A 25,967-nucleotide genomic window follows, 5' to 3' on the forward strand; every position below is an offset into this window, starting at 1 on the left:
TCAGAACGAGCGCAGCACCGACGATCAGCTTGACCTATGCCGCGACTTCGCCAAGCGTGAGGGGTTCGAGATTGTCGCCACCTATGCCGACAAGGCTATTTCGGGCGCTTCGCTGCATGGTCGGCACGAGTTGCAACGGATGGTCCAAGCCGCGCATTTGAGACAGTTCGATGTCATCATCGTTGAACACATGGATCGTCTGTCCCGCGATATGGAAGACGCGGCTGGCCTGTTTAAACGGCTATCCTTCATTGGCTGCAAGATCATTGAAGTCCACGGGGGAGTGGCCACAACGCTTACAGTCGGCATGCGGGCGATGTTTGCTCAAATGTTCCGCGAGGAAAACGTGCACAAGGTCAGGCGCGGCATGACCGGCCTCATCAAGCAGGGCCTTTCGGCTGGCGGCAAAGCCTATGGCTACAAGCCCGACCCCGCCAATCGCGGCAAGCCGATCATTGTGCAGCAAGAGGCCGCCATAGTTGTCCGCATTTTCGAGGACTACGCCAAGGGCGTCTCCCCGAAGGCGATATGCAAGCGGCTCAACGCGGAGTTCGTAAAGCCGCCGCGCGGCAAGCTGTGGGCACCATCGGCGTTATACGGCTTCGCATCCCGTGGCACCGGCATGTTGCGCAATCCCATCTATGTGGGTCGCATCGTGTGGGGCAAGGTGCAGATGGTGAAAGACCCGAGCACCGGCAAGCGTGTCTCCCGCCCAAATCCCGAGGGCGAATGGAAGACCGCCGATGCTCCCGAGCTGCGCATCGTCCCGGATGAGCTTTTCGACGCCGTACAGGCGCAAATCGCCGGACGTGCGCAGACGGCAAAGGGCGGACCTATCAGAGGCAACAATCGGCCCAAACGGCTTCTCTCCGGCTTGCTGAAGTGTGGTGCCTGCGGCTCTGGCATGGCCGTGGCGGGCGTGGACAAGTCGGGCAGGACGCGCCTTCGCTGTTCCGCCCACACCAATAGCGGAGCCTGCCCAGACCCGAAGACTTTCTATCTCGCTGACGTGGAGGAACTGGTTATCAGCAGCCTGACGAAGGAGCTTGCCAGTCCCGACCAGATCAAGGTCTACGCCGAACGCTACGTCAAGGGCCGCATCGAACAGGACGTGCACGAGAATCGCCGCCGTGCCGAGATCGAAGCCCGCATAGCCGCCATCGCGAAGGACAATGACCGGCTTTTGGACCTGCTCATGACAGGCATGGGGGATCAGGACGCCATCGACGCCCGAATGAAAGCACAAGGCCGGGAGAGGGACGAACTCAAGCAGGAGCTTGCCCGCCTGCCCAAGGGCAGCAATGTCATCCTGCATGCGACCACCATCAAGGCGTTCGCCGACAAACTCACTTCGCGCAGCGCCGATCCGCAGCATCGGACGCGGGCGAGGCTGGAAGCCACGCTTCACTTGCTGGATGACATGGGGGAGCTTGGCCCGATTGTGCGCGAACTGATCCGCTCGATCACGCTCTATCGCGAAGATAACAGGCGGCTGACGATCAAGGTGGAGGCCAGCCTAGTTCCATTCCTACAGCAGGACGACAAACCACTGGGGGCTGACGTGATGGTAGCGGAGGAGGGATTTGAACCCCCGACACAAGGATTATGATTCCTCTGCTCTAACCAACTGAGCTACTCCGCCCCCGCAGCAGAAAGCTTGAAATCCGCCGAGACCGGCAGGTCATTTCGAAGCGCTTCGCTAAGGCTGGGCGGATATAAGGTTGCAGCGCCCGACCTGTCAAGCAGCTAACTTAGTGTCGGATTGACGATTTGTTGCGGCAGAAGCGGAGCCGGTTCACCAATTTGGCAGGACGGGCGGGGTTGAGTTCGAACCGGCGCACAGTTATGTCTCCGCCACCTGTCTCTTGAGTTCAAAAAAAGATCGATGAAACCGCGAATTGCTGTCCTGGGCTGTGGATATTGGGGCTCGAACCATATCCGTACCCTCAAGGCGCTCGGCGCCCTCCATGCGGTTTCCGACGCCAACCGCGCGCGCGCCGAAGGGTTTGCCAGCGAGCAGGAGTGTCTCGCGATCGAGCCCGACGCGCTGTTTGCACGCCCCGACATTGATGCCATCGTCATGGCGCTGCCGCCGCAGTTTCACGCCGAGACGGCGATCAAGGCGATCGAGAGCGGCAAGGATGTGCTGGTCGAAAAGCCTATCGCACTCACCGTGGCCGATGCCGAGCGCGCCGTGGCCGCGGCCGAGGCCAATGGCCGTGTCTTCATGGTCGGCCATGTGCTGCGTTTCCACCCCGCCTTCGAGAAGCTGAAGGAACTGATCGACAACGGCGAGCTCGGCGAGGTGAAATACATCCATTCGCACCGCCTGGGTCTCGGCAAGTTCCATACGGAAAACGATGCCCTGTGGGACCTGGCTCCGCACGACCTGTCGATGATCCTGGCGATCACCGGTTCGGCGCCGGTCGAGATCCGCGGCGAGGGGGCGGCGATCCTCGACCATCTCAGCGATTTCGCGCATCTGCACATGCGCTTCCCCAACGGCTTGCGCAGCCATCTGTTCGCCTCGCGTCTCAATCCCTATCGGGAGCGGCGGCTGACGGTCGTCGGCAACAAGGCGATGGCGGTGTTCGACGACGTCGAGCCGTGGGAGCGCAAGCTTGCCGTCTATCGTCATGCCGTATGGCAGGACAGCGGCCAGTGGGCCTTCACCACCAACGAGCCGACCTATGTCCCGGTCGGCGAAGGCATGCCGCTGACGCGGGAGCTGGAGCATTTCATCTCCTGCATCCAGACGCGTGAGACGCCGCGAACCAGCGGAGAAGAGGCCATCACGGTGCTGAGCATCCTGACGGCCGGTTCCGTCGGCCACGACTGAGAAGACGCAACCGGCCACAGGCGCGCTGCGACTGCGATTTCAAAAAAACGGGATGGAATCAAATCGGAGCTGCCGCGCGTGGTGTCGGGCGCAGCTTCCGCTTGCAGTGCTGCAGGCCTATTCGGCCGCGACCGGGCCGGGCGTTGCCGCGAGCTTCGACAGCATTGCCTCGGCCTCGGCGCCGCGCTCGGAACGCTCGATGAAGCCGCCGCCCAGCACCCGCGCGTCATTGCCGTCATCCTCGTAGAGGACGCAGGCCTGTCCGGGAGCGATGCCGGATTCGCCATCGCCGAGTTCGACCCAGGTGACGCCGTCGCGATTGTGCAGCATTGCCGGGCGAGGGGGGCGCGTCGAGCGCACCTTGGCGAAAAGCTCCACGCCTTCCGGCGCGATCTCGCTCAGTGGTGAGTCGCCCAGCCAGTTCATGTTGCGCAGATAGACCTTGTGCGTCTCCAGCGCCTCGCGCGGGCCGACGATGACTCGGGCGTGCTCGGCGTCGAGGTGCACGACATAAAGCGGCTCGCCCGAGGCGATGCCGATGCCGCGCCGCTGGCCGATGGTATAGCGCAGGATGCCCTCGTGCTTGCCCAGCACGCGACCGTCGATGTGGACGATGTCGCCCGGCGTCGCGGCCGAAGGCTTCAGCTTGGCGATGATGTCGGAATATTTGCCCTGCGGCACGAAGCAGATGTCCTGGCTGTCATGCTTGTTGGCAACCGACAGGCCCATCTCCTCGGCAATGGCGCGCACTGCCGGCTTCGACATGCCGCCGAGCGGGAAGCGCAGATAGTCGATCTGCTCTTGCGTGGTGGCAAACAGGAAATAGCTCTGGTCGCGGTCGGCATCGACCGGACGGTAGAGCGCGCGGTGCGCGCCGTTGGCGCGGCTGCGGATGTAGTGGCCGGTGGCCAGGGCGTCTGCGCCGAGTTCGCGCGCAGTCTCCAGCAGGTCGGCGAACTTGACCGTCTGGTTGCAGGAGACGCACGGAATGGGCGTCTCGCCCGACATGTAGCTTGCGGCGAACGGGTCGATGACGGCCTTGCGGAAGCGCTCTTCGTAATTGAGCACATAGTGGGGGATGCCCAGCGTCTCGGACACCCGGCGCGCGTCATCGATGTCCTGTCCTGCGCAGCAGGAGCCCACGCGATGGGTGGCGGCGCCATGGTCGTAAAGCTGCAGCGTCACGCCCACGACGTCATAGCCTTCGCGCTTCAATATCCCGGCGACGACGGAGGAATCGACGCCGCCCGACATCGCAACCACGACGCGGGTGTCTTCAGGCCGTCCGGGCAGGTCCAGGCTGTTCATCGGAAGTTGGTCCGTTTCAATGTTTCGGGCGTGTCATGCCAATGCGCGGAATATAGGTCAAGCGTGGGCAAAGTACCACCATTGGCAAGGCTTGCGGGCGCGGAGGCTCCATCCGTTCATCTTCTCCCGCATCGGTGGCCCCTGGTTTGCCGCGGAATTTATGGTGAACAAGAAGTTTACGATCATTACTCAAGGCTTACCGCGCGTTTAGGCAATTTTTAAAGCTGCGGCGGTAATGTGGTTCCGATTGGGTCTTTGAGTTTTGTGTAGAGAGTACTATGACCGATCTGGTTAGACCGCGTGTCAAATATGTTATTGGGCCTGACGGCAGCCCGCTTACGATTGCCGATCTTCCACCGTCTAACACCAGGCGCTGGGTCATTCGGCGCAAGGCCGAGGTCGTAGCCGCCGTCAGAGGCGGTCTGCTTAGCCTCGACGAGGCGTGCCAGCGCTACAAGCTGACCACCGAGGAATTCCTTTCCTGGCAGGCCTCCATCGACGAATATGGCCTTGCTGGCCTGCGCACCACGCGCATCCAGCAATATCGGCATTAGGCTGACGCTTCCGGGTGGTCTTTGGCCTTCCGGGCGGCAAAAATGCGTGAAAAGACCGATCCGGCCGGACCCCCACAGGGGCCGGCCGTTTTCGTTGAGCGACTAGAGACGCTCAAACCGTAAGCCGACGGACTGCCTCTTCGGCGCCGGGGGCTTCTACGCTTGGCTAAGCTGTCTTCTGTGGGGATTATGATCCGCCGTGATGGATAGGCGTGTCATCCAGCACGCCCCTTGGCCTTTTCCCGGCAATATATAGCAGCGGGCCGATACCGGCTCTTGGGCGCGGGCGGCCAGCTTTCATAGCGGCCACCAGGAGGCGGGTGCGGAAGGGTCCCGCGAAAAATCAGTGATGGCGATCCGGGGTTGGCGGGCGCCGGATCACTTCCTCGTCAGCCGATCATGGCACTACGGCCGACGACGGCCACATCACGGCTCTTGCCGTCGCGCGATTCCAGCAACTCCGCCTTGGAAAGCTCCGCTTCAGCTTCGCTGAGTAATGATTCGGCAGCGGCCTTCTGCTGCATCAAGTCGGACTGCGAATTCTTGAGATTGTCGCGACGTAGGCGTGCCGCTTTGGCAAAGGTCGGATAGGCGAAATGGTTGATATCGGTGATTCCGGCCTTCTTTTCTTCGGCGGCAATCTGAAGCTCGAGTTCGTTGGCCATCCGGTCGAACTCGGCGATCATCGTTTCGAGTTGCATCAGTTGACGGCGTTTCTCGTTCACCTGGAACTGCTTCAGCCTAACGAGGTTCTCACGTGACTTCATGATTCGATACTCCGGCGCACGCACACACTCCACTCAAGCCGCTTCTCTAGTCCCCGGCAGGCCCGACCGTCCGCGAAGGCTCCGGCTGGCCGGCGCCATAGGAAACAAAGTCCTAAACATTTTTCGCGTCGGTAACCATTCGTTTACGGGCATTGTTAATCATACGGGCCAGGACTTAAGGGGCGGTAAAAATTCGGCTTCGAAAGCTAATGAACTCGAGCGGAATCAAAAGAATCGCTTATTGCCGAGTGTTAAGGTGATGCGTTAGGAATCTGGATCGAGATTCATTATTAGATTCAAGAGGGTGTATCCAAAGGTTAAAAAATCTGATATGGCTTACGAAGCGAAATTAGGTTTTGTTAACCATTCGATGGCAGCCTGTTGGCCAGGCAATCACTGCCCCGGTTCCGGATGGTTGGGCGAAACGGTCTGGCGGCAGAAAAGGGGATTGAAATGCGTGTTCTGCTGATTGAAGACGATAGTGCGACCGCACAGAGCATCGAGCTGATGCTGAAATCGGAGAGTTTCAACGTCTACACGACGGATCTCGGTGAAGAGGGCGTCGATCTCGGCAAACTCTACGACTACGATATCATTCTCCTCGACCTGAACCTGCCCGACATGTCGGGTTATGAGGTGCTTCGCACGTTGCGCCTGTCGAAGGTCAAGACGCCGATCCTCATCCTGTCCGGCATGGCCGGCATCGAGGACAAGGTGCGCGGCCTCGGCTTTGGTGCCGACGACTACATGACGAAGCCGTTCCACAAGGACGAGCTCGTCGCACGTATCCACGCCATCGTGCGGCGCTCGAAGGGGCATGCCCAGTCGGTCATCACCACTGGCGATCTCATCGTCAATCTCGACGCCAAGACCGTCGAGGTCGGCGGCCAGCGCGTGCATCTGACCGGCAAGGAATACCAGATGCTGGAGCTGCTCTCGCTGCGCAAGGGCACGACGCTGACCAAGGAAATGTTCCTGAACCACCTCTATGGCGGCATGGACGAGCCCGAGCTGAAGATCATCGACGTCTTCATCTGCAAGCTGCGCAAGAAGCTCGACACGGCTTCTGGCGGCCAGAACTACATCGAGACGGTCTGGGGCCGCGGCTACGTGCTGCGTGAGCCGGAAGAAATCCGCGAAAGCGCCTGACTACGGCGATCTTCGATCGAGAACTTTCCCCTCGCTAGGCCCGGCTTTGCCGGGTCTTTGCGTTTTTGGGCTGGGTGGCCGCCCGTCAGGCGGCTTCCAGGTTGCGGAAACGCTCCAGCAGCTGAGAGCGGTTGAAGGGTTTGAGCAGATAGTCCTGTGCGCCGGCGCGCTTGGCGCGCATGATGGCGCCCACGTCGACCTCGACAAGACAGATCGCGATCTTCGGCTTGACCGGACTCGGGATGGCGCGGATGCGCCGGATGACGTCGTCGCTCGCCATGTCGGGCAGGGCGCCGTCCACCACGATAATGTCGGGCATCTCTCCGCTGCACATTTCGAGTGCCTCGGAGCCGTTGGCAGCTTCGATCACCTGAAGGTCAGGACCGGCCAGAATTCGCCTGGCGACCTTCCGGACGACGCTCGAATCGTCAACGAACAGACAACGTTTCATGTGCCCCATGCTTTCCCCCAATCGAGCCGGAATCGCAGTGCGATGGCGGCAATGTAGAGCCCGCGTCGTAAAGAAGCGGGAAATCCGTTGGGTAAAATTTTCGTAAAATGGGACATTTGCGCCGGCGGCCCGGGCCTGAGGGGAACGCGCAGGTGCCTCGGCACAAAAAAGCCCTCGTCGGGACGAGGGCTCGTTTGGGATCGTCTGGTCGCTTCCGGCCTGCGTCGGGTGGCTTAGGCCGCGGTGAAGGTGATCTCTTCCGGGGTCGCGTGGATCGAGATCTCCATGCCGGCCTCGCGGGCCAAGAGCAGCGTGTAGTAGGGCTGGATGGAATGCGCATCGACCGCCTCTTCCGGCTGGTGGCCGGAGTGGAGTTCAAGGAACTTGGGCGGCACGCGCAGCATGGGGCCACTGGCTGCAATGGCGAACTTCGGCTCGGTCTCCACGTCGTCCAGCTTCACATCGATCTTGCCGCCGCGAGGGATTGCGGCATTGGCCACCAGAATCATGTTGAGCAGCAGCTTGACCTTGTTCTTGGGCAGGAGTGCGCGGCGCCCGGTCCAGGCGAGCTCCGGCTTTTCATTCTTGAGGAAAGCGGTGGCCACCGTCTCTGCATCGCCGGTATCGATCAGCATGCCGGCCGAGCCAGCGGCGCCGAAGGCGATGCGGGCAAACTGCAGCCGCGCCGAGGCGTTGCGGGCGCTGGTGCGGATAAGGTTCATGGCGTCTTCGTCGGCCCCGCCTTCGTCCAGAAGTTCCAGCCCGTTGTTGATCGCGCCAACCGGTGAGATGATGTCGTGGCACACCCGGCTGCACAGCAGCGCTGCGAGATCGGGCGCGGACAGGGCGAAAATGTCAGCCATGGAAAGGGTCCCCAAAAAATAAACAAACTCGGCACCGGTCGACTTACCGCGCCAGCCCGAGCGAATCATCTCAAACTGCATGATACAGCCTGCGTGTAGACGGGGGGAGTTCCCGCTCGCCGACCGAGAGCGTTCATTAGCCCCAGCCAGAGGACGGAGGATGCCGCGTTTGCCTTCGTTCCACCTTCTTCATGGGCGAGCTTAATGGTTGAAAAAGGATTACGGCATAATTTGCGAGATTAGCGATCCTGGAAGCGGCCGTCTAAGAGCCGCGCTGGCAGAGGCGTCGGCGAGTGTGCTCGCGGACGGAGATTTAGAAGTATGAAATTCAGAATTTACGACCGGATCTGGTTCCGGTTGATCGCAATGATGATCGCATTGTCGAGCATCCTCGCTTTCTCATCATCGGCGTCTCGGGCGCAGGAATATTCGGCGCAGGAGATCGTCGATTCGGGCCATCGCTTCTTCGGAGCCACCTCCGGCGGCTTAGCCTCGGCGATCGAGAAGATCTTCTCCTCCTACGGCCTGCCGAACGGTTACATCCTGGGCGAGGAGGGCTCTGGCGCCCTCATCGGCGGCCTGACCTATGGTGAGGGTACGCTCTACACCAAGAATGCCGGCGACCACAAAGTGTACTGGCAAGGCCCCTCGCTGGGCTGGGACTTCGGCGGCCAAGGCTCGCGGTCGATGATGCTCGTCTACAATCTGGACGACGTGTCGAACCTCTATGATCGCTTCGGCGGCGTTTCCGGCTCGGCCTATGTCATTGCCGGCGTCGGCTTCAACGTGCTCCGCAACGGCAACATGCTGCTTGTGCCGGTGCGAACCGGCGTAGGCGCGCGGCTGGGGGTTAATCTCGGTTACCTCAAGCTTACACAGCAGGCGACCTGGAATCCGTTCTGACAGTGTCAGCCGGGCCGCCTTGAGGGCGGTCTGGCGGAACGGCGTCCCGCGTTGCGCGTTGCTCCTGCCGCAGGCCTGTGGCAGAAGCGGCGGAAGTCGGGCCCGTCGGCGCTCGTAACGGATAGTGAAACGTGATTCAGTCGATCCTGTTCTTTATCCTCGGCTTCCTTTGTGCGGGCTTCATCGCGATGCTGATCGCGCCGGTTGCCCTGCGGCGCGCGGCCAGGCTGACCCGACGGCGCATCGAGGCTTCCATGCCGCTGACGCCGGCCGAGATACAGGCCGACAAGGATCACATCCGCGCCGAAGCGGCGATGTCGATCAGGCGGCTGGAGATGAGCGTGTCATCCCTGCGTGAAAAGGCGCTGACGCAGCTTGTCGAGATCAGCCGCGGCCTTGAGGACATCAAGGCGCTCAACGCTGCGGGCGACGAGAAAGCCAAGATGATCGCGGCGCTGGAAGCCCAGATCGGCACGGTGCAGGCCGATTTCGCACGACAGCAGGAAGAAATGCAGCGCCTTTCCGCCAGCCTGGCTGAAGCCGAAAAGGCGGAAAACACGAATGCCGAGGCGCTTGCGCAGCTCGGCGCCATGTATGACGAGGCGAGCTTCACCGCCAGCACCCGCCAGATAGAACTGGTGGCGCGCGAGGGCGAGATCGAAAGGCTCACCGGCACCGTGCAGCAACTCCGCGCACAACGGAAGGACGCCGAAGCGCGCGCGCGGGCTCAGGCACTCGAAACCAGGACCGCGCGCGACGAGATGAAGACGGAACGGAAGCGGGCAAACGATTTGGACAAGAAGGTCACACAGCTTACCGCCAGGCTCGCCGATCGCGAAGACAGGCTGAAGCGCCCCGAAAAAGGACGGGGGCCACGGTTTGAAGACACCGCGGTAGGCGCCGCCGCCTCAGTGGCGGGGGCGGCGGAAGCAGGGATCGAGCAGTCGCTGGCAGAGCTCTCGGCCGATCGCGAGAGGCTGGAGGAGCGCCTGGCGGCGCTGGCTCGCGAAAACAAGCGGCTGAAGGCGAAGGAACAGGCCGCCGGATTCTCGGGCGGTGGCGACGGGGCCGAAAACGACGGAGCGCTGCTTCGCGAGCAGATGAACGAACTTGCCGCGCAGGTCATCAGCCTGACCGCGGCGCTGGAAGGACCGGACTCGCCGATCATCAAGGCCCTGGAGACAGCCGGTCCGCGCGAAATCGATGGCGCGGCAAGGCCGGTCAGCCTGGCGGACCGTGTGCGCGCGCTGCGGAAGGCCGCGTCACCCGACTGAAGGCACTCTGTCGGCGAAGTGATGGAGGGTGATCGCTGACGCTGCGGCGACGTTGAGGCTGTCAAAACCCCTCGCCATGCCAATCCGTACCGTTTTCAGGCGATCGAGCAGGGGAGCGGGCAAACCATCGCCTTCCGTGCCGAAATAAAGCGCCAGCCTGTCCGGCCGGGCCACGTCTCGACAATCCGAGGTTCCTTGCGGCGACAGGGCGATCTGCTCGAAACCGTGGGCGGCGAGCGTTTCCAGCAGTGTGACCTGGTTTGCCGCGGCGAAGGGAACTTTCAGTGCGGCTCCCACCGAAACGCGAATGGCCTTGCGATAGAGCGGGTCGCAGCAGGTTTCGTCCAGCAGGACGGCATCGGCGCCGAAGGCAGCCGCGTTGCGAAAGATCGCGCCCATATTGTCATGGTTGGCAATCCCCACCAGCACCACCACCAAGGCGCGCTGGGGCAGGGGAGCTAGCACCGCCTCGACCGTCTCGGGCGACCGCTTGCGGCCGATCGCCAGCACGCCGCGATGCATGTGGAAGCCTGCGATCCGGTCGAGCACTTCGCCGGAGGCGACGTAGATGGGCAGGTCGGCGGGGGCAAGTCGCAAGGTATCGGCCATGCCTGCCACCCGGTTTTCCAGCAACAGAACCGATTCGGCCTCGAAGCGGCGGGCCGAAAACAGCACGTTGAGCACAACCTTGCCCTCGGCGACGAAGCGGCCCTGCCGCCCGGCGAGGTCGCGTTCGCGGATGTCCATATAGGCGGCGACGCGTGGGTCGGCCGGGTCGTCTATGCGTATAGGTTGCATTGCTGGAGGCCCCGGCGGTCGGTGGATGGATGGGCGCCGTTAAAGGCCGGACCGGTCACCAGGTCAAGCCTTGCCGCACAACGCGGTCGCTGCCAGGGGGCGTCTATCCCAATCCGGTCACCGCATGACCGGAGGAATGTGAACGCCTCTACCCTGGAACCAACTGGCACTCTTCACTTGGGGCTTCGGCGAAGATGCCGCTCAGCGTCCCGACCAGCCGGCGAACCGCTTCGGAATTGCAGGAATAGTAGATCATCTGCCGGTCGCGGCGGGTTTCGACCAGGTCGATGCTGCGCAGTTTCGCCAGATGCTGCGACAACGCCGACTGGCTGAGTTCGACCTTTTCGGCGATGGCACCTACCGACATCTCGCCTTCAAGCAGCAGATGGCTGATGATGACCAGACGCTTTTCATTTCCCAACAAAGCCAGCATCGTCGCTGCCGCGCCGGCATTTTCAATAAGTAGCCTAGAAACCATCGGTCCCCTGCAAACGCTCCCTCTCAACGTTACGGGGGCTATAACGTCGTCCAGTTCCAATTACTTGCTGCGTGGGGCGCGTAATGCATCGCCCCAAGCGGCCTAAAACAGTCCCACCAATCGCTCCGGTGTCTGCACCGAACTGGAGAGAAAATCAAATCACGCCTGAGGTCGTTGTGTGTCCCGTCCGACCTTGGCCATGTCGACCAGCATCTTTCTCAATTCTCCCGCATCCGTCAACTTGTGCGGGAAAAATATCCGCCTGATTGTGTCACCCGAGGCAATGTCCATCCCCTCCGGGTCGAGCCCGGTCAGCGTCCAGCCGTTGCCGGTGGCCCCGGCGAAGTGGCGAGCATAGGCGTCGATAGCGTCGCGATGGTCGGCGTTCATGTGGTCAAGCGCCGACTGCTCGCTGTCGGCGAGCGCTGCAAGCGCCGGGCTTTCGGTGATCAGGTCGGCTCGGGTGAGGTTGTAGGCGCGCCCGAAGCCACCGTTCAGGCTGGCGCCCTGCACCTCCAGCCTGAAGAACGAGAAATCGCCCAGGCCGACATAGAGCTGCGCCTTCGGGTTGCGGTTCAGGTAGCGGCGCTGCGCACGCTCGTGCTCGGGCGTGCCACGTTCCAGTCTTACCGCGCGACAAGAGAGCGAAATGCGCGGATGCGCCAGCGGATCGCCCTTGCCGGCCTCACCGAGCAACAGCGAGCAGCGCGGATCGACAAGCAGCGCCGGGGTGTGGGCGGCAAGCCCGGAAATGAGAATCAGCGGCGTGCCGTCCATATCGTTGGCGGTACCGACCCGGCTTGCCAGCGGAGCACCGGTCTGCGGGTCCAGCACCGCGATGGCGCCATGGCGCGCGGTGCGCAGCAGCGTCTTGCCGAGCGTGATCGCCTCCGGGGTGGTTTCCAGGACGCCGTCCTTCTTCTTCTCGACGCTTACCATGAGCTTGCCCTCATTAAATTATGACAAATATTGTCCACTTATTTGCCGACAATACCGTCCTTGGCAAGTGCCGCCGCTTCGGCTTCGGAAATGCCGAAGCGGGCAAGGATCGATCCGGCGTCGCAGGCCCCGCCGGATGGCGCGCACGAGGGTTCCGTGGTGGTACGCGAAAAGCGCGGCGCGGGCCGGGGACGCATGAAGCCGCCCGCGTCGACATGGCCTTCCCGGGCCTGGCTATGCGGGTGGCTCGCTGCCTCGCTAAATGACAATACAGGCGCAACGCACGCTTCCGTGCCTTCGAAGATGGCCGTCCACTCGTCGCGGCTCTTGCGTGCAACTTGTTCGGCTATGGCCGCACGCATGTCATCCCAGACGTTTCTGTCATATTGCGCCGCCACGAAACGTGCGTCGAGTGGCAGAAGACGTGCGAATTCGGCGAAGAAGTGCGGCTCGAGGCATGCCACGGCAATATGGCGGCTGTCGGCGGTCTCGTAGGTGTCATAGAAGGGCGTTCCGGAATCGAGCAGGTTGTCGCCGCGACGCTCTCGCCAGATGCCGGCCGCCATGAAGCCGAAATAGGGGGCGGCGAGCATAGAGGCGCCCTCGACCATCGACGCGTCGATGACTTGCCCCGTGCCGGAGCGGGATCGCTCGAACAAGGCTGCAAGCAGGCCCGAAATCAGCATCATCGTGCCGCCGCCGTAGTCCGCGACGAGGTTGAGCGGCGGAACCGGCCTGCTGTCCTTGTGCCCGATGGCGTGGAGCGCGCCGGAATAAGCGAGATAGGTGAGGTCGTGGCCGGCACGCGGGGCCAGCGGTCCGGTCTGGCCGTAACCGGTCAGACGGCCGTAGATCAGGCCGGGATTGCGCGCACAGGCGATCTCCGGTCCGAGACCGAGACGCTCCATGACTCCGGGCCGAAAGCCCTCGATCAGGGCGTCGGCGCGTTCAATGAGCCGCAGCACGAGCTCCGCGCCTTCGGGGCGCTTGAGGTCGACGGTCAGGATTTCGCGGCCGTGGCGGTCGAGATCGTATTGCGGCGGCAGGCGCAGGAAAGCGCGGTCGTTGGTCGGCCGCTCGATGCGGACGACACGCGCGCCCATCTCCGCCAGCATCAGCCCGGCCAGCGGCACGGGGCCCAGCCCGGCTAGCTCCACGACCGTCAGGCCGGCAAGCGGCCCCTTTCTGTCGCGATCGGCCGGCGCGGCATCCATGGCCGAGCCTTATCTCGGCGGCATGCGGATCGCCCCGTCGAGCCGGATCGTCTCGCCGTTCAGCATCTGGTTCTCGATGATGTGCAGGGCGAGTGCGGCATATTCGGACGGCTCGCCGAGGCGAGGCGGGAAGGGCACGGCCGCGCCCAGCGATTCCTGTACTTCCGGAGGCATGGCCGCCATCATCGGGGTCTTGAAGATGCCGGGCGCGATGGTCACCACGCGGATTCCGGAGCGCGAGAGATCGCGCGCGATCGGCAGCGTCATGCTGACCACGCCGCCCTTGGACGCCGAGTAGGCGGCCTGGCCGATCTGCCCATCAAAGGCCGCCACGGATGCGGTGTTGACGATCACGCCGCGCTCGCCGCCGGCAAGCGGGTCGAGCTTGGCCATGCGGTCGGCCGCAAGGCGGATCATGTTGAAGGTGCCGAGTAGGTTGACCTCGATCACCGTGCGGTAGACGTCAAGCGGGTGCGGCCCCTCCTTGCCCACGGTCTTCATGCCGACCGCGATGCCGGCACAATTGACCAGGATGCGTGGCGTGCCGAGCTTCTCGACGACCTCCGCGATGGCGCTCTCCGCGCCCTCGGCACTGGCCACGTCGCATTTGACCGCCACGCCGTCGATATCGGCGGCCACCTTCTGGGCGCGGTCGATTCCGATGTCCAGAACGCCGACCTTGACCCCGTGCGCGGCGAGCGCCCGTGCGGTGGCCTCCCCGAGACCCGAGCCGCCGCCAGTAACGATTGCGATCTGGTCCTTGGGGTTCATGGCGGCTCCTCTCCGGCTGTTTATGTCATGCTACGGATGCTTGCGCGAGCGTGCAACCGGGCAGGGCCTGTGGCGCGCCGTCGATGAGATAGGCATGGCAGACATCGCCGGCGAGCGCAGCCACCGCGCCGGACTGGATTTCGACCGCCAGCAGCCGGTTCGGGTCGACCGGGCGTGGCATGGTGATCTGGCCGTGCGGGATCTTCTTGAAGCCGAGGGGGCCGTAATAGGGCTCGTCGCCGACCAGCACCACCGAAGGCGCATCGGCTTCGCGAGCCGCTTCAAGGGCCATGGCCACCAGCTTCCGGCCGATGCCGATATTCTTGAAGGCCGGCCGCACGGCGAGCGGTCCAAGCAGGAGGGCGCGACCCTCGCCCGCGGCAATCCAGGTCATGCGCACCGAGGCGATGACGATACCGTCGTGCAGGGCCACGAAGGAAAGCTTGCGGTCGTGCGGGCCGCCCTCGCGAATCTTGTAAGCGGCACGCGTGAAGCGGCCGGGCCCGAAGGCCTCTTCGTTGATCGCGTCGATTTCGAGGTCATGCGCCGGCAGTTCCGGCATGTAGGTCACGGCAAGAGTCATCGTCTTTGTAGTCCGGTCGAGGGAAGACTATACGCCGCGCATGGCAGCGGTCGCAGGCGGCGCTGTTCAGGCGCGGGCGCTGATTCGTCGTCGGTCGAACCGGATATGTGCAAAGACGTTTGCCATCGACACGTCCGCTACCATCAATTTCGCCTGGCGTCCACCGGACATTTCAGCAGCGCGCCAGCGTTGACGAACTGTATCCGCCGACAGGGTTTCCGCTCCGCCTGCTTAACCACTACATAGAGGTGGAACGCTAAAGGAGCCTGCCATGGGATTGCTGGTCGACGGGAAATGGGTGGATCGCTGGTACGACACCAAGGAATCAGGTGGCCGGTTCGTCCGCTCGCAATCGCAGTGGCGCGACTGGGTAAGCCCCGATGGTCGGCCGGCGCCGGGCAAGACGCGCAGCTTCAAGGCCGAGCCGGGCCGCTACCATCTCTATGTTTCATGGGCCTGCCCCTGGGCGCACCGCACGCTGATCTTCCGCGCGTTGAAGAAACTGGACGGCATCATCTCCGTGTCGGTCGTGCACCATTACATGGGCGAGGACGGCTGGACCTTCCTGGCCGAGGACGGTGCCACGGGCGACACGCTCTATGGCCTCGACTATCTGCACCAGATCTACACCAAGGCCGATCCGCATTATTCCGGCCGGGTGACGGTGCCCGTGCTGTGGGACAAGCAGCAGCAGACGATCGTCTCCAACGAGTCGTCCGAGATCATCCGCATGCTCAACTCGGCATTCAACGAGTGGGGCGACGCCTCGCTGGACTTCTATCCCGAGGCGCTGCGCCCGGAGATCGATACCCTCAACGACATGATCTATCCGATGATCAACAATGGCGTGTACCGGGCCGGCTTCGCCACCACACAGGAGGCCTATGAGGAGGCGTTCGGGGAACTTTTCGGGGCGCTCGATGCGCTGGAAGAGCGCCTGTCACGGCAACGCTATCTCATCGGCGACCGGCTGACCGAGGCCGACTGGCGGCTGTTTACGACGCTGGTGCGCTTTGACCCGGTCTATGTCGGGCATTTCAAGTGCAACCTGAGGCGTATTGCCGACTATCCGAACCTGTCGAACTATCTGCGCGATCTCTATCAGGTCCCGGGCGTGGCCGGCACGGTCAACTTCCTGCACATCAAGGCGCACTACTACGGCAGTCACGTCACCATCAACCCGACCCGAATCATCCCGGTCGGCCCGGAGATCGACCTGTTCGCCCCGCATGACCGCGACCGCTTCCGCAAGGCGGCGTGATCACCAATAGGGCGAGGGCGCCACTCCGTCGAACACCTCGGCGATGCGCCTCAGCGTCGCCGGCGTCGTCGCCTCCGGTAACGCGTCGAGCGGGAAAAAGCCGGACTCCGCGATCTCATGGTCCGGCAGCTTCGGGGCGTTCTGGCTGAACGCCTCGATCAGGTAGAAGGCGACATGGTCGCGCGGGCTGGCTTGCCGGTTGAAATGTATCGACTGGAGCTGAGGCGGTGCGGTCAAGGCGATGTTGCCTTCCTCCTGGACCTCGCGTTCAAGCGCCTCGAGCATCGTCTCGCCGGTCTCGACCCCGCCGCCGGGAAGCTGCCAGCCCGGGACATAGGTGTGCCGGATTAGGAAGACCGCGCGCCGGGTTTTGTCGTAGACTAGGCCGCGAACGCCGAGCGTCATGGGCCGGCGCAACACGAAATAGAAGTGGAAGAGCCGAGCGCGCAGCCCCACCCATCCCTTCTGCCGGAACCGGTCCTGCTGATTGGCGCCCGTCATCAGCTCGCAACCGGCGGGTAGAAAGCGGGGGCCGTGTGCCGTAAAAGAAATCCATGTTCAGGCTTGCGCATATTTCCGACGTCCATCTCGGGCCTCTGCCCGCAATAACCTATCGCGAACTCGCGTCCAAACGGGTGACAGGCTACGTCAATTGGCAGCGCAACCGAAGGCATTTCCTTCACGACGGCGTGCTCGACACCATCGTCTCCGATCTGCAGGCGGCGAACCCGGATCACCTTGCCGTGACCGGAGACCTCGTCAACCTGGCGCTCAACGGCGAGATCGAACTGGCGCGCCTGTGGCTGGAGACGCTCGGCAGCCCGCGCGACGTCTCCGTCGTGCCGGGCAACCATGATGCCTATGTGCCGGGCGCCTTCGACAAGATCTGCCACGCCTGGGCACCGTGGATGATGGGCGACGGGCAGAGCGTCCCCGTCGGCCGCTACGCCTTCCCCTACATGCGTGTGCGCGGGCCGGTCGCGCTCATAGGCGTTTCGACCGCGCGGGCGACGGCGCCCTTCATGGCCAACGGCTTCTTTCGCGAAGGGCAGGCGCACCGGCTTGGCGGGCTTCTGGACGTGGCGGCGGGCCTGGGTCTGTTCCGCGTGGTGATGATCCATCATCCGCCCGTTCGCGGCGCTGTGGCGCAGCACAAGCGGCTGTTCGGCATCACGCGCTTCCAGCAGGTCATCAACCGCCATGGCGCGGAACTCATCCTCCACGGCCATTCGCATCTGCCTTCGCTCTACTGGATCGGCACGGCGGAGAAGCCGGTGCCAGTGGTGGGAGTGGCGGCTGCCGGGCAAGGCATCGGCGGGCGCAACCCCGCGGCGCAATACAACCTTTTCGACATTTCGGGCGAGCCGGGCGCGTGGGAACTCCAATTCAGCAGGCATGGCCTGACCGGGTCGACCACCCCGCCGGCCGAACTGATGTCGCTTGACCTGACCTTGCATTCCGTACGGGCGGCGCACGCGGCCAAAGCATGATCCCGAAAAGTTGCAGACTTTTCGGACAAGATCATGCTTCAGAAACAAGAGCGTAGAGCGATATGGCGACTCAAGGAAAGGCCGTCTCGCTGTTGGTAATCAGAAGCCGATCTTGATCGTCGAGAGCCCGTCGCGCAGCCAGGCGATGGTCAGGGCAAAACCCAGGATTGCTCCAGCGGCGAACAGGCCGAAACCGGCAAAGAAACTCTGCCAGCCATTGCTGCGCGGAGCCTGAAGCGCGGCTGCCGCTTCGGGAATGGTGCTGGTGCTCGCATAACTGTGGCTGACCCCGCCATCCATCAGCCGTTGCCGCTCGACGATGCGTTCGGCGATGTAGCGCGTCACCTGATCGGCAACCGGCTTGATGTCGGTCGACTCGGCCAGCACGACGCGGCCGATGCGGGTATCCTTCAGGAAGCGGTAGGTGCGGCGGTCGCGCCCGAGACCGACATGGGCGACCGCGTCGATCCACAGCCGCGGCTGCAGGCCGGAGGAAACGGCGAAGTCGAACATGTCGATGTCGGTCGGAACGTCGGCGAATACGGGTGTGAGTTCCTGCGCAAGCAGTTCGAGCCGCATGCGGCTTGCCTCGCGCAGCTCCACCACCACATCTTCACGGTCGGCGACAGCGTTCTTGACGTCGCGAATGGCGTTGGCCAGCCGGCGCTGGGGGTCGATCGGCGTAATGTTTTCCCCTGCATCGGACATGGGAAGTCACTCCAATCAATGGATTAGTTAGGAAAGTCTTAACATAGCCGCCGTGCCAATGCACCAGTGGTCGCATTGGCCATGGTGGATCCGACCGCAGGTGAGGGATGACGGGGAATGCGTCAGCGGGACATGCGCAGGATGATGTCCGCGACAAGCTCCGGACGCTCTTCGACCAGCATGTGGCCCGCGCCGTGCGCAGTATGCAGTTGGAAAGCGGGCGGCAAGTCGGCGGTCTGCGCGAAAGGCAGCACGGGATCTTCTGTGCCCCAGATCACCGCGACGGGCATGGGAAGGCCCGTCAGCCGCTCACGCGGTATTACGCCTTGCCGGTCGTCCCTGGCTATCAGGGAGGCGATGTCGAGGAGCTTTTCCGTCTGTCCGGCCGTAGCGCGTGTGGCCGCCAGAGCCTGGACGGCCTCCTTGTGCGGCTCGGCACCTGGCGCGGACATCGCTGCGAGGCAATCGCCAAGCTCGGCTTCGGAGGTTGCGGCCGCATAGCGGCGCAGCAACGCGCCATTGATCGTCTCGCCAAAGCCGCCGGGCGCCAGAAGCGTCAGCGAGGCGACGCGTTCGGGCTGGGCGAGGGCGGCGAGGGCCGCGACGGCGCCGCCCATCGAATGGCCGATGAGATGAGCCTTTTCGATGCCGCGAGCCTCAAGGTCGGCAAGGACCGCGCGTGCAGCCGTCTTGGCCGGACCGGCCTCCGGCCAGTCGAGCGAACGCCCGTGGCCCGGCAGGTCGTAGGCGATCGTGCGTCTTGAGCCGTCGGCGAGGGCAGTGGTGATCGGCCGCCAGACGCCGTGGAATGCCCCGAAGCCGTGCAGCAGGACGACCACGCTGGGGCCTGTGCCGAGTTCCTCGGCGAATAGCGAAGGCGCTAGAGCTTGCAACGAACTGGGCTCCTCAGCTTGGATCGGCGAGGCCGGACGCCCGAAGGGTGGTCACCAGCCTGTCGACGAGATCGGAAGGATATTTTGCTGTTTCGAAGAACTGGCGCGGGTCGGCTGCGAAGGACGGAAAATCGGTGACGATCTCGTTGGCGAGGCTGTCTGCCAGACCGGCATTGCCGGCGTTGCCGGCCGCGATCAGCCTGGCGGCGAGATAATGGGCCTTCTTCGTCGACATCAGAGCCTCCGTGGCCCGCGATGCCCGGTCGGTGTCGCCTATCATGAACTCGGCGAGAAACAGGGCGTAATCCCACCAGCCCGGGTGAGCACTGGACGCCTCGACCGCGCGTTCAATGATCGGCGCGGCTGTCTGGTAGTTTCCGGAAAAGACGAGCACGTAGCCATAGGCTGCCGCCATGCTGAGGTCGTAGGTGTTTAGCTCATAGGCTTTGCGCATGAAGCGGATCGCCTCTGTGGGGTCGCCGACGCGCGAGTTCGCGAAGCCGTAGGCGCGGTGTGCGCAGGGGCTGTTGGGTCCTGTCAGGACGGCGCGATGGGCGAGCGTCAGCGCCTGATTCGGCGAGGCGTCACGCGGATAGCGATGGCCCTCGGTGACGGACTTCAGGACCAGAACGGCCAGTTCGGCGTAGACGAGCGGCGATTTGGCCTCGCCGTCAGCAAGTCGACTGAAACAGCGGTAGGCCGCTTCGTGCTTTTGCGGCGTCGGGTCGAGATAGTAGTGGTTATTGAGGAGCAGGCACTCGACGAGGCCGGATGCGAGACGGTTCTGGTCGAGATAGCCATAGAGCGCGCCCGAGACGGGGATCGTGGCGCTCAGCAGGTCGGCAATATGGTTGTCGAGGGCATCTGCATCCAGCTCCTCAGGCGCCAGCACTCGCGACAGCAGAACCCTGCCGCTGACACTGTTTTCCAAATCGATCGTCACGCTGCCGGCCATCGATCCCGGCGATACTTCAAACACGAACTGCAGTGGGCTGATGATCGTATCGGCATCGGTCGACGGGTCGCGTGCGATCAGACCGATGGTGTCGAAGCCGCTCAGGCCGGTGCGCAGCACGGCGGCGACGCGCGCGATGTCGGCACTCTCTCCTCGGGGCTTGATGTAGACCGTGGGCAAGGCCAGCGCCTTGGCAGGAATTGCGATGCTCCCGGTCGGGGTGGACGAGGCATCCTTCATGGCAATTTCGCCAGGAGCAGCGTGCATCCGGAAGATCACGAAACCAAGCATGGCGATCACGACCGTCATGGCTGCCCAGAAGTAGCGCAGATGCCGCATGACCCGCGCCTCCGCCGCGAGGGCTGCAGCCGGAACGGCCGTATCTATGGCGGCAGCCGCCGTGCTTGCCGGCTGTTTCGGCGGCTGTGTGCTTGTCGCTTGCTCCCGCCGTGAGATTGCAGGCAGGGGGGCTGCTTCCAGCGTGTCGGCTATTTCATAAGTGGGAACGTAGCTTCCGCGTGCGATGACGATCCGAATCGGGTCGTCGGCGCCTTCGGTCTCGGCATACTGCTTCAGAAGCTCGCGCAGCCGCCGCGCCTGCACCCGCACCACCGCATCGGCTGAGGAATCGAAATCGGCGTCGCGGCCGAAGACGTCGATGGCGATGGTGAAGCCCTTGAGACGGTCGGCGTGTCCGGCCTGCTCCTGCTCGACCAGATAGCGCAGCAGCTTGCGTGCGCGCTCCGAACGTCCAAATGTCTCGCTGGCAAGCGTTCGCTTCAGCGCGTCGAGCACTGCGGGGGCAGCAGGCCTATTGTGTGGCAAGCGTCGGACCTTTCGAGAGCGGCGCCCAGGATAGGCCGATGATAACGCGCGCCCAATCCGCGACAAGAAGCCAATGCGGGATCGTCAAGCGACCCGGCCCGAAATCCACCGGCCGGGTCTGACATGGTTAATGAAGGCCTAACTCAGCCGATGATGCGGTTGGCCGCCGACACCACCGCCTCGAGCGAGGCTGCGACGATGTTGGTGTTGATGCCCACGCCGAAGGTGCGCCCGCCCGGATGCTCGACCTCCATGTAGCAGACGGCCGAGGCGTTCGAGCCGCGCTGGATCGAGTGCTCGGAATAGTCGAGCACCGAGAGCGGCACGCCGATATGGCGCGAGAGCGCGTCGACGAAGCCGTCCACGGGGCCGTTGCCGGTGCCGGTGATGGAGACTTCCTTGCCGTTGTCGACGATGGTCGCCTCCACCACGCGCTGGCCCTTGTTGGCCGTGTCGGGATAGGTGTGGTGGTCGACGAATTTCAGCCGCGCGCCGGGCTGGTCCACATAGCGCTCGATGAAGCGCTCATGGATACGCTTGGGCGACACTTCCTTGCCCTCGGAGTCGGTGATTGCCTGGATGTCCTGGCTGAACTCGACCTGCAGGCTGCGTGGCAGGTTGAGGCCATAGTCGGCCTGCAGCACATAGGCGATGCCGCCCTTGCCGGACTGCGAGTTGATGCGGATGATCGCCTCGTAGGAGCGGCCCACGTCCTGCGGGTCGATCGGCAGGTAGGGCACTTCCCACAGGGGCTTGTTGGCGGTCTTGATCGCCTTCATGCCCTTGTTGATGGCGTCCTGGTGCGAGCCGGAGAAGGCCGTGTAGACCAGCTCGCCGACGTAAGGGTGACGCTCGGCGATCTTCAGCTGGTTGCAGTATTCGTAAACGTCCTTCATCCGGTTGATGTCGGAGCAGTCCAGCTCGGGATCGACGCCCTGCGTGAACATGTTCAGCGCCAGGTTGACGATGTCGACATTGCCGGTGCGCTCGCCATTGCCGAACAGCGTGCCCTCGACGCGATCGGCGCCGGCCATCAGCGCCAGCTCGGTGGCGGCCACGCCCGTGCCGCGGTCGTTGTGCGGATGCAGCGAGATGATCAGGTTCTCGCGGTTGTCGAGATGCCGGATCATCCACTCGATGCGGTCGGCATAGGTGTTGGGCGTTGCCATCTCGACCGTCGACGGCAGGTTGAGGATCAGCTTGTTTTCAGGCGTCGGCTTTACGATCTCGGCCACCGCGTTGCAGATCTCCAGCGCCACTTCCAGCTCGGTGCCGGTAAAGCTCTCGGGCGAATACTGGAAGCGATAGCCACCGCCGGCCTTGGCCGCCATGTCGGTGATCATCTTGGCGGCGTCGGTCGCGATCTGCTTGATGCCGGCAACGTCCTTGGCGAAGACGACGCGGCGCTGCAACTCGCTGGTGGAATTGTAGAAATGAACGATGGGGCGATGCGCGCCCTGGAGCGCCTCGAAGGTGCGGGCGATCAGCTCCGGGCGGCACTGCACCAGCACCTGCAGGGACACGTCATCGGGAACGTTGCCTTCCTCGACGCACCAGCGGTTGAAGTCGAAATCGGTCTGCGAGGCCGAGGGGAAGCCGACTTCGATCTCCTTGAAGCCCATGTCGAGCAGCAGCTTGAACATGCGCACCTTGCGGTCGTGGCCCATCGGATCGACCAGGGACTGGTTGCCGTCGCGCAGGTCGACCGAACACCAGATCGGCGCCTTGTCGATGGTCTTCGAGGGCCAGGTGCGGTCGGGCAGATCGATCTTGGGGTAGGGCTCGTACTTGATGCCGGCCGTCGGCATGCCGTGGCGGCTGGATACGACGGGTTCCGAAGTCATCTTGTTCATTCTCGATCTCGTTCTCTCTGCCGCCATGCGCGGATGCGCGTCGTCAGGCGGTCTTAAACCAGAAATTCAGTTCGGTTGTGAAGAGCAAAGGAGCATCTGCCTGGCGGCATTTCGACCGCCGGACGCTCCTTCAACGAGCCCGGCGATCGCCGATAAGGCCGAGAAGAAGAAGCGTAGCCGAAAGCGCGCGCGCGGTCTCGGCCGCGAAAGCGGTCGGACGGGAGGCGAGCTTGTTCGGACGCGATGTCATGCCGCGCTTCATACAGGAGCTACGCTGCGGAAGCAAGGGGCGCCGGCGCCTCCATCCCCCTTGAGGGGAGGGTGCCGAGCGAAGCGAGGCGGGAGGGCAGGCCCAAGCAGCGCTCTGGCGCAACCTCTGACGGCAGGCGCGTTGGAGGAAGCGCGGTTCGGGTCTATGCTGGCCGGCGTGCAGACGGAGGAAGGGGCAGCGATGAAGGTGACGCCCGTTTTGGCCCTGTTCAGCATTGGCGGCACGCTGGCCTATCTCGGGCTGGCGATCCTCGGCAAGGGTGGGTTTGCCGCCTTTTTCGGAAACCCGGCCCTGGTAGCGCTGGCGGTGATCCTGCTGGTGATGGCCGGCGTTGCGCTTTTCACCCAGGGCAACCTGAGTTCCGGCGAGCGCGAGGATCGCGCCAACCGCTGGGTTCTCGTGGCCTTCGGGTTGCTTGGGGTGGTCGCCGGCTATCTGCCGGCCTACACCGACCGGATCGACTTCTGGACCATCGACGGCCAGCCGCTGCGCTGGATCGGCGTGGCACTGTTCGCCATTGGCGGCGCGCTGCGCCTTTGGCCGGTCTTCGTGCTGGGGCGCAGGTTCAGCGGGCTGGTCGCCATCCAGCCGGGGCACAGGCTGGTGACGACCGGCATATACCGGGTCATCCGCAATCCCAGCTATCTCGGCATGCTCATCACGGCGCTGGGATGGTCGCTGGCGTTCCGGTCCGGCGTCGGCGTGCTGCTGACCGTGCTGCTTCTGCCGCCTCTCGTCGTGCGCATCCGCGCCGAGGAGGCGATGCTGCGGAGCCAGTTCGGGGAGGAGTACGATGCCTATTTCGCTCGGACGTGGCGGCTGGTGCCGGGGATTTACTAGGGGCCGGCCTCACTCCCTCACCAGCTTCGCCACCAGCCGCGCGACCGAGGGACCGAAGATCAGAACGAACAGAAAGCGCGCGGTCTGCAGCGCCATGATGAAGGAGAGGTTCACATTGCTGGAAGCGGCGGCGATGATGGCCACCGAATCCATGCCGCCGGGGCTCGTCGCCAGGTAGGCGGTGAGCGGATCGACGCCGAGATAGTGGCTGAGCATCCAGGCGAGGCCGCCGCAGAAGGCCATCAGCGCCAGGATCGACATGATGATCTGCGGCAGGGCGCGGGTGGCGTGGATGAGGATGCCGCGGGTGAAATTCAGCCCGACGGTCCAGCCGATCAGCGCGTAGCTGATGGCGAGCAGCCATTCCGGCAACTGGAACGTCACCAGCCCGCCCAGATGCAGCGCCACGCCCAGGATCATGCTGCCGAGGAAGAAGGGCGAGGGCAGGCGCAGCCAGCGCCCGGCCAGTCCGCCGACGACCGCGACGCCGATGGTCGACAGGAAGGCCGGCCATTGGATGGGCGGGAACCACGGCACGGGCGGCAGCTCGACGCCCGAGGTTTCCACCCACAGCCGCGCGATGAAGGCGGCGGCGACCGAGACGAAGATGACGCGCATATATTGCATGAAGGCGACGAGGCGGGCGTCGGCTCCGAAGGCGCCGGCCATCAGCACCATGGCGGTGGAGGCGCCCGGCGCCGTGCCCCAAACAGCGGTGGTGCCGGGCAGGATCTTCCAGCGGCTGATGAGCCAGCCGAGGAAGCTGGACGCCGCCAGCGTGGCGAGCACCGAGCCGACGAAAAGCGGCCAGTCGTGCAGGAAGGAGACGAAGATCTCGAACTCGATGGAGGCGGCCACGAGGCAGCCGATGACGGCCTGCGCGGCGTAGAAGATCGGACGCGGCAGCCGCACGGTGGCGCCATTGGTACCGGCGACGATGGCGGCGAGCATCGGCCCGATCAGCAATGCGGCGGGCAGGTTCGCAAGCTCCAGAAGGCCGGCGAGGATGAGCGAAAGCAGCAGGATGACGCCCCACTGCAGGCCGGGCGCCAGGCGGGCCAGGGGCTCCGAGGCGGTGCTTTGGGCTGACGTCTCCATGGATGCTCCGTGTTCCTGCCGGGCCCGCTTCGGCGAAAACGGCACCATTTCCCCTTACGCGATTCCTGCGCCCGAGCGAACGGCCGGCTTGCGCTCGATAGCTGGTCCAGGCACGGCGAGGTGCTCCACCTAAGGGCGGACACGGGCGCAAATTGCGCGCGGCGCACTTTTTTTTTAGCATGAAACCATGAGACGGCGCGGCGGGTTGGCGCGATCGACTGGAGGTACCGATGTCGTTGCACAGGTGTCTTCCTCGTCTTGCCCTCGGAATTCAGCTGGCCGCGCTCGCCGGTCCGGCGCTGGCGGACGGCAATTCGCGGTCCGTCCCGACGCCGACAGAGACCAGCAACGCCGACCCCGCCCAGCCAACACCTCCGAACCCGGCGCCGGCAGAGCCGTTGCGCAAACTGCTGCAGCCGGATCAGCCATTCTGCTACGGCGTCGACTACGATCAGGCATTTCTCGACCAGAATGCCGACCAGCAGACGGTGTCGATCCGCGTCTCTCGCGGGCCGGCAGAAATTGCCGCTTACCGCACCCGCAAGTCGAAGAGCTGGCCGAATGGCGCCAACATCGCCGTTGCCGTGAAGACACGGGAAGGCACCGACGCGGTCCAGCAGAGCTACACCTGTTCGCCGGAGGGGGAGCAGTGGCGCTGCGTCTCCAACGCGTCGGCCGATGCGGCCTGCGAGATGCTGACGCGGGAAGTCTTTCTGAACCAGGGCGCGGAGAACACGATCATGCTCGGCAATCCCAGCGACGGCCTGCCCAGTGTCGAGCTGTGCTCGAAGCTCGACGCCAGCGAGACCGCCGACAAGAGTTTTCAGCTGAAGCCGATGTCGCTTTCGGAGTGCGGGCTCTGAGGCGCGCCGCGCCGCTGGA

At 63.8% G+C, this 25,967-nt stretch carries 26 protein-coding genes and 1 tRNA gene; 9 read left to right on the forward strand and 18 right to left on the reverse strand.

The annotated features are described in order from the left end of the window. Positions 1–592: 592 nt before the first annotated feature. The gene (locus ABLE85_RS17555) at positions 593–1,315 is read right to left on the reverse strand and encodes a hypothetical protein (RefSeq protein ID WP_348794006.1); all 723 of its coding nucleotides are present in this window, start codon (positions 1,313–1,315) and stop codon (positions 593–595) included. Positions 1,316–1,565: 250 nt separating this feature from the next. After that, positions 1,566–1,642: transfer RNA gene (locus ABLE85_RS17560), tRNA-Met, on the reverse strand. 243 nt (positions 1,643–1,885) lie between these two features. Between ABLE85_RS17560 and ABLE85_RS17565 the strand changes: the two genes are divergently transcribed. Continuing rightward, positions 1,886–2,839 (forward strand): Gfo/Idh/MocA family oxidoreductase, encoded by a 954-nt coding sequence (locus ABLE85_RS17565; protein ID WP_348794007.1) that lies wholly within the window; start codon positions 1,886–1,888, stop codon positions 2,837–2,839. A gap of 117 nt (positions 2,840–2,956) precedes the next feature. Here ABLE85_RS17565 and mnmA read toward each other — a convergent pair whose 3' ends face one another. Further along, a complete protein-coding gene (gene mnmA, locus ABLE85_RS17570; protein ID WP_348794008.1) occupies positions 2,957–4,147 on the reverse strand; it encodes a tRNA 2-thiouridine(34) synthase MnmA in 1,191 nt (396 codons plus the stop codon). Between the two features lie 278 nt (positions 4,148–4,425). Here mnmA and ABLE85_RS17575 point away from each other — a divergent pair, with 278 nt between their 5' ends. Next, positions 4,426–4,701: a DUF1153 domain-containing protein gene (locus ABLE85_RS17575; protein WP_019173843.1), complete on the forward strand. Its 276-nt coding sequence runs from the start codon at positions 4,426–4,428 to the stop codon at positions 4,699–4,701. Positions 4,702–5,090: 389 nt separating this feature from the next. Here ABLE85_RS17575 and ABLE85_RS17580 read toward each other — a convergent pair whose 3' ends face one another. Further along, positions 5,091–5,468, reverse strand: a complete 378-nt coding sequence (locus ABLE85_RS17580) for a flagellar export protein FliJ (protein ID WP_348794009.1) — start codon at positions 5,466–5,468, stop codon at positions 5,091–5,093. 453 nt (positions 5,469–5,921) lie between these two features. On the opposite strand from ABLE85_RS17580, the gene ctrA reads away from it, so the two are divergent. After that, the gene (gene ctrA / locus ABLE85_RS17585; protein ID WP_019173841.1) at positions 5,922–6,617 is read left to right on the forward strand and encodes a cell cycle two-component system response regulator CtrA; all 696 of its coding nucleotides are present in this window, start codon (positions 5,922–5,924) and stop codon (positions 6,615–6,617) included. A gap of 85 nt (positions 6,618–6,702) precedes the next feature. Here ctrA and ABLE85_RS17590 read toward each other — a convergent pair whose 3' ends face one another. Together ABLE85_RS17590 and ABLE85_RS17595 are read right to left on the reverse strand one after the other, a co-directional pair. Continuing rightward, entirely contained in the window at positions 6,703–7,068 is a 366-nt protein-coding gene (locus ABLE85_RS17590) for a response regulator (RefSeq protein WP_348794010.1), read from the reverse strand. 233 nt (positions 7,069–7,301) lie between these two features. Beyond that, on the reverse strand, positions 7,302–7,931 hold the full coding sequence (locus ABLE85_RS17595; protein WP_348794011.1) for a histidine phosphotransferase family protein: 630 nt from the start codon (positions 7,929–7,931) through the stop codon (positions 7,302–7,304). A gap of 369 nt (positions 7,932–8,300) precedes the next feature. On the opposite strand from ABLE85_RS17595, the gene ABLE85_RS17600 reads away from it, so the two are divergent. Continuing rightward, on the forward strand, positions 8,301–8,834 hold the full coding sequence (locus ABLE85_RS17600; protein WP_348794205.1) for an EipA family protein: 534 nt from the start codon (positions 8,301–8,303) through the stop codon (positions 8,832–8,834). 131 nt (positions 8,835–8,965) lie between these two features. Continuing rightward, positions 8,966–10,108, forward strand: a complete 1,143-nt coding sequence (locus ABLE85_RS17605; protein ID WP_348794012.1) for a hypothetical protein — start codon at positions 8,966–8,968, stop codon at positions 10,106–10,108. Here the strand turns inward: ABLE85_RS17605 and ABLE85_RS17610 are convergent. The 6 genes from ABLE85_RS17610 to ABLE85_RS17635 form a co-directional block, all read right to left on the reverse strand. Next, the gene (locus ABLE85_RS17610; RefSeq protein WP_348794013.1) at positions 10,097–10,906 is read right to left on the reverse strand and encodes an RNA methyltransferase; all 810 of its coding nucleotides are present in this window, start codon (positions 10,904–10,906) and stop codon (positions 10,097–10,099) included. The genes ABLE85_RS17605 and ABLE85_RS17610 overlap by 12 nt on opposite strands. 148 nt (positions 10,907–11,054) lie before the next feature. Next, positions 11,055–11,384 carry a metalloregulator ArsR/SmtB family transcription factor gene (locus ABLE85_RS17615; protein WP_348794206.1) on the reverse strand — a complete coding sequence of 110 codons (330 nt, stop codon included), beginning with the start codon at positions 11,382–11,384 and terminating at the stop codon, positions 11,055–11,057. Positions 11,385–11,543: 159 nt separating this feature from the next. Then, positions 11,544–12,323 (reverse strand): HugZ family protein, encoded by a 780-nt coding sequence (locus tag ABLE85_RS17620; RefSeq protein ID WP_348794014.1) that lies wholly within the window; start codon positions 12,321–12,323, stop codon positions 11,544–11,546. Positions 12,324–12,361: 38 nt separating this feature from the next. Beyond that, on the reverse strand, positions 12,362–13,537 hold the full coding sequence (locus ABLE85_RS17625; RefSeq protein WP_348794015.1) for a CaiB/BaiF CoA-transferase family protein: 1,176 nt from the start codon (positions 13,535–13,537) through the stop codon (positions 12,362–12,364). 9 nt (positions 13,538–13,546) lie between these two features. Beyond that, positions 13,547–14,308: a 3-hydroxyacyl-CoA dehydrogenase gene (locus ABLE85_RS17630; protein ID WP_348794016.1), complete on the reverse strand. Its 762-nt coding sequence runs from the start codon at positions 14,306–14,308 to the stop codon at positions 13,547–13,549. 25 nt (positions 14,309–14,333) lie between these two features. Next, positions 14,334–14,891, reverse strand: a complete 558-nt coding sequence (locus ABLE85_RS17635; protein WP_348794017.1) for an N-acetyltransferase — start codon at positions 14,889–14,891, stop codon at positions 14,334–14,336. Positions 14,892–15,162: 271 nt separating this feature from the next. On the opposite strand from ABLE85_RS17635, the gene ABLE85_RS17640 reads away from it, so the two are divergent. Beyond that, entirely contained in the window at positions 15,163–16,152 is a 990-nt protein-coding gene (locus tag ABLE85_RS17640; protein WP_348794018.1) for a glutathione S-transferase family protein, read from the forward strand. Here the strand turns inward: ABLE85_RS17640 and ABLE85_RS17645 are convergent, their stop codons facing one another. Further along, entirely contained in the window at positions 16,153–16,653 is a 501-nt protein-coding gene (locus tag ABLE85_RS17645) for an NUDIX domain-containing protein (RefSeq protein ID WP_348794019.1), read from the reverse strand. A gap of 53 nt (positions 16,654–16,706) precedes the next feature. Between ABLE85_RS17645 and ABLE85_RS17650 the strand changes: the two genes are divergently transcribed. Continuing rightward, positions 16,707–17,642, forward strand: coding sequence for a metallophosphoesterase (locus ABLE85_RS17650; protein WP_348794020.1), 936 nt, complete (start codon positions 16,707–16,709; stop codon positions 17,640–17,642). A gap of 99 nt (positions 17,643–17,741) precedes the next feature. Here ABLE85_RS17650 and ABLE85_RS17655 read toward each other — a convergent pair whose 3' ends face one another. The 4 genes from ABLE85_RS17655 to leuA all read right to left on the reverse strand — a co-directional run bounded on the left by ABLE85_RS17655 (position 17,742) and on the right by leuA (position 22,867). After that, entirely contained in the window at positions 17,742–18,350 is a 609-nt protein-coding gene (locus ABLE85_RS17655; protein WP_348794021.1) for a hypothetical protein, read from the reverse strand. A gap of 122 nt (positions 18,351–18,472) precedes the next feature. Beyond that, entirely contained in the window at positions 18,473–19,243 is a 771-nt protein-coding gene (locus ABLE85_RS17660; protein ID WP_348794022.1) for an alpha/beta fold hydrolase, read from the reverse strand. 13 nt (positions 19,244–19,256) lie between these two features. Next, positions 19,257–21,023: a tetratricopeptide repeat protein gene (locus tag ABLE85_RS17665; protein WP_348794023.1), complete on the reverse strand. Its 1,767-nt coding sequence runs from the start codon at positions 21,021–21,023 to the stop codon at positions 19,257–19,259. Between the two features lie 143 nt (positions 21,024–21,166). Next, positions 21,167–22,867 (reverse strand): 2-isopropylmalate synthase, encoded by a 1,701-nt coding sequence (leuA, locus tag ABLE85_RS17670; RefSeq protein WP_348794207.1) that lies wholly within the window; start codon positions 22,865–22,867, stop codon positions 21,167–21,169. Positions 22,868–23,327: 460 nt separating this feature from the next. On the opposite strand from leuA, the gene ABLE85_RS17675 reads away from it, so the two are divergent. Then, on the forward strand, positions 23,328–23,987 hold the full coding sequence (locus ABLE85_RS17675) for an isoprenylcysteine carboxylmethyltransferase family protein (RefSeq protein ID WP_348794024.1): 660 nt from the start codon (positions 23,328–23,330) through the stop codon (positions 23,985–23,987). A gap of 9 nt (positions 23,988–23,996) precedes the next feature. Here the strand turns inward: ABLE85_RS17675 and ABLE85_RS17680 are convergent, their stop codons facing one another. After that, positions 23,997–25,085: an AbrB family transcriptional regulator gene (locus ABLE85_RS17680; RefSeq protein ID WP_348794025.1), complete on the reverse strand. Its 1,089-nt coding sequence runs from the start codon at positions 25,083–25,085 to the stop codon at positions 23,997–23,999. A gap of 230 nt (positions 25,086–25,315) precedes the next feature. On the opposite strand from ABLE85_RS17680, the gene ABLE85_RS17685 reads away from it, so the two are divergent. Further along, entirely contained in the window at positions 25,316–25,948 is a 633-nt protein-coding gene (locus ABLE85_RS17685) for a hypothetical protein (RefSeq protein ID WP_348794026.1), read from the forward strand. Positions 25,949–25,967: the final 19 nt, after the last annotated feature.

Origin of the sequence: Mesorhizobium sp. KR1-2 (assembly GCF_040045035.1) — a bacterium.
GTDB lineage: Bacteria > Pseudomonadota > Alphaproteobacteria > Rhizobiales > Rhizobiaceae > Pseudaminobacter.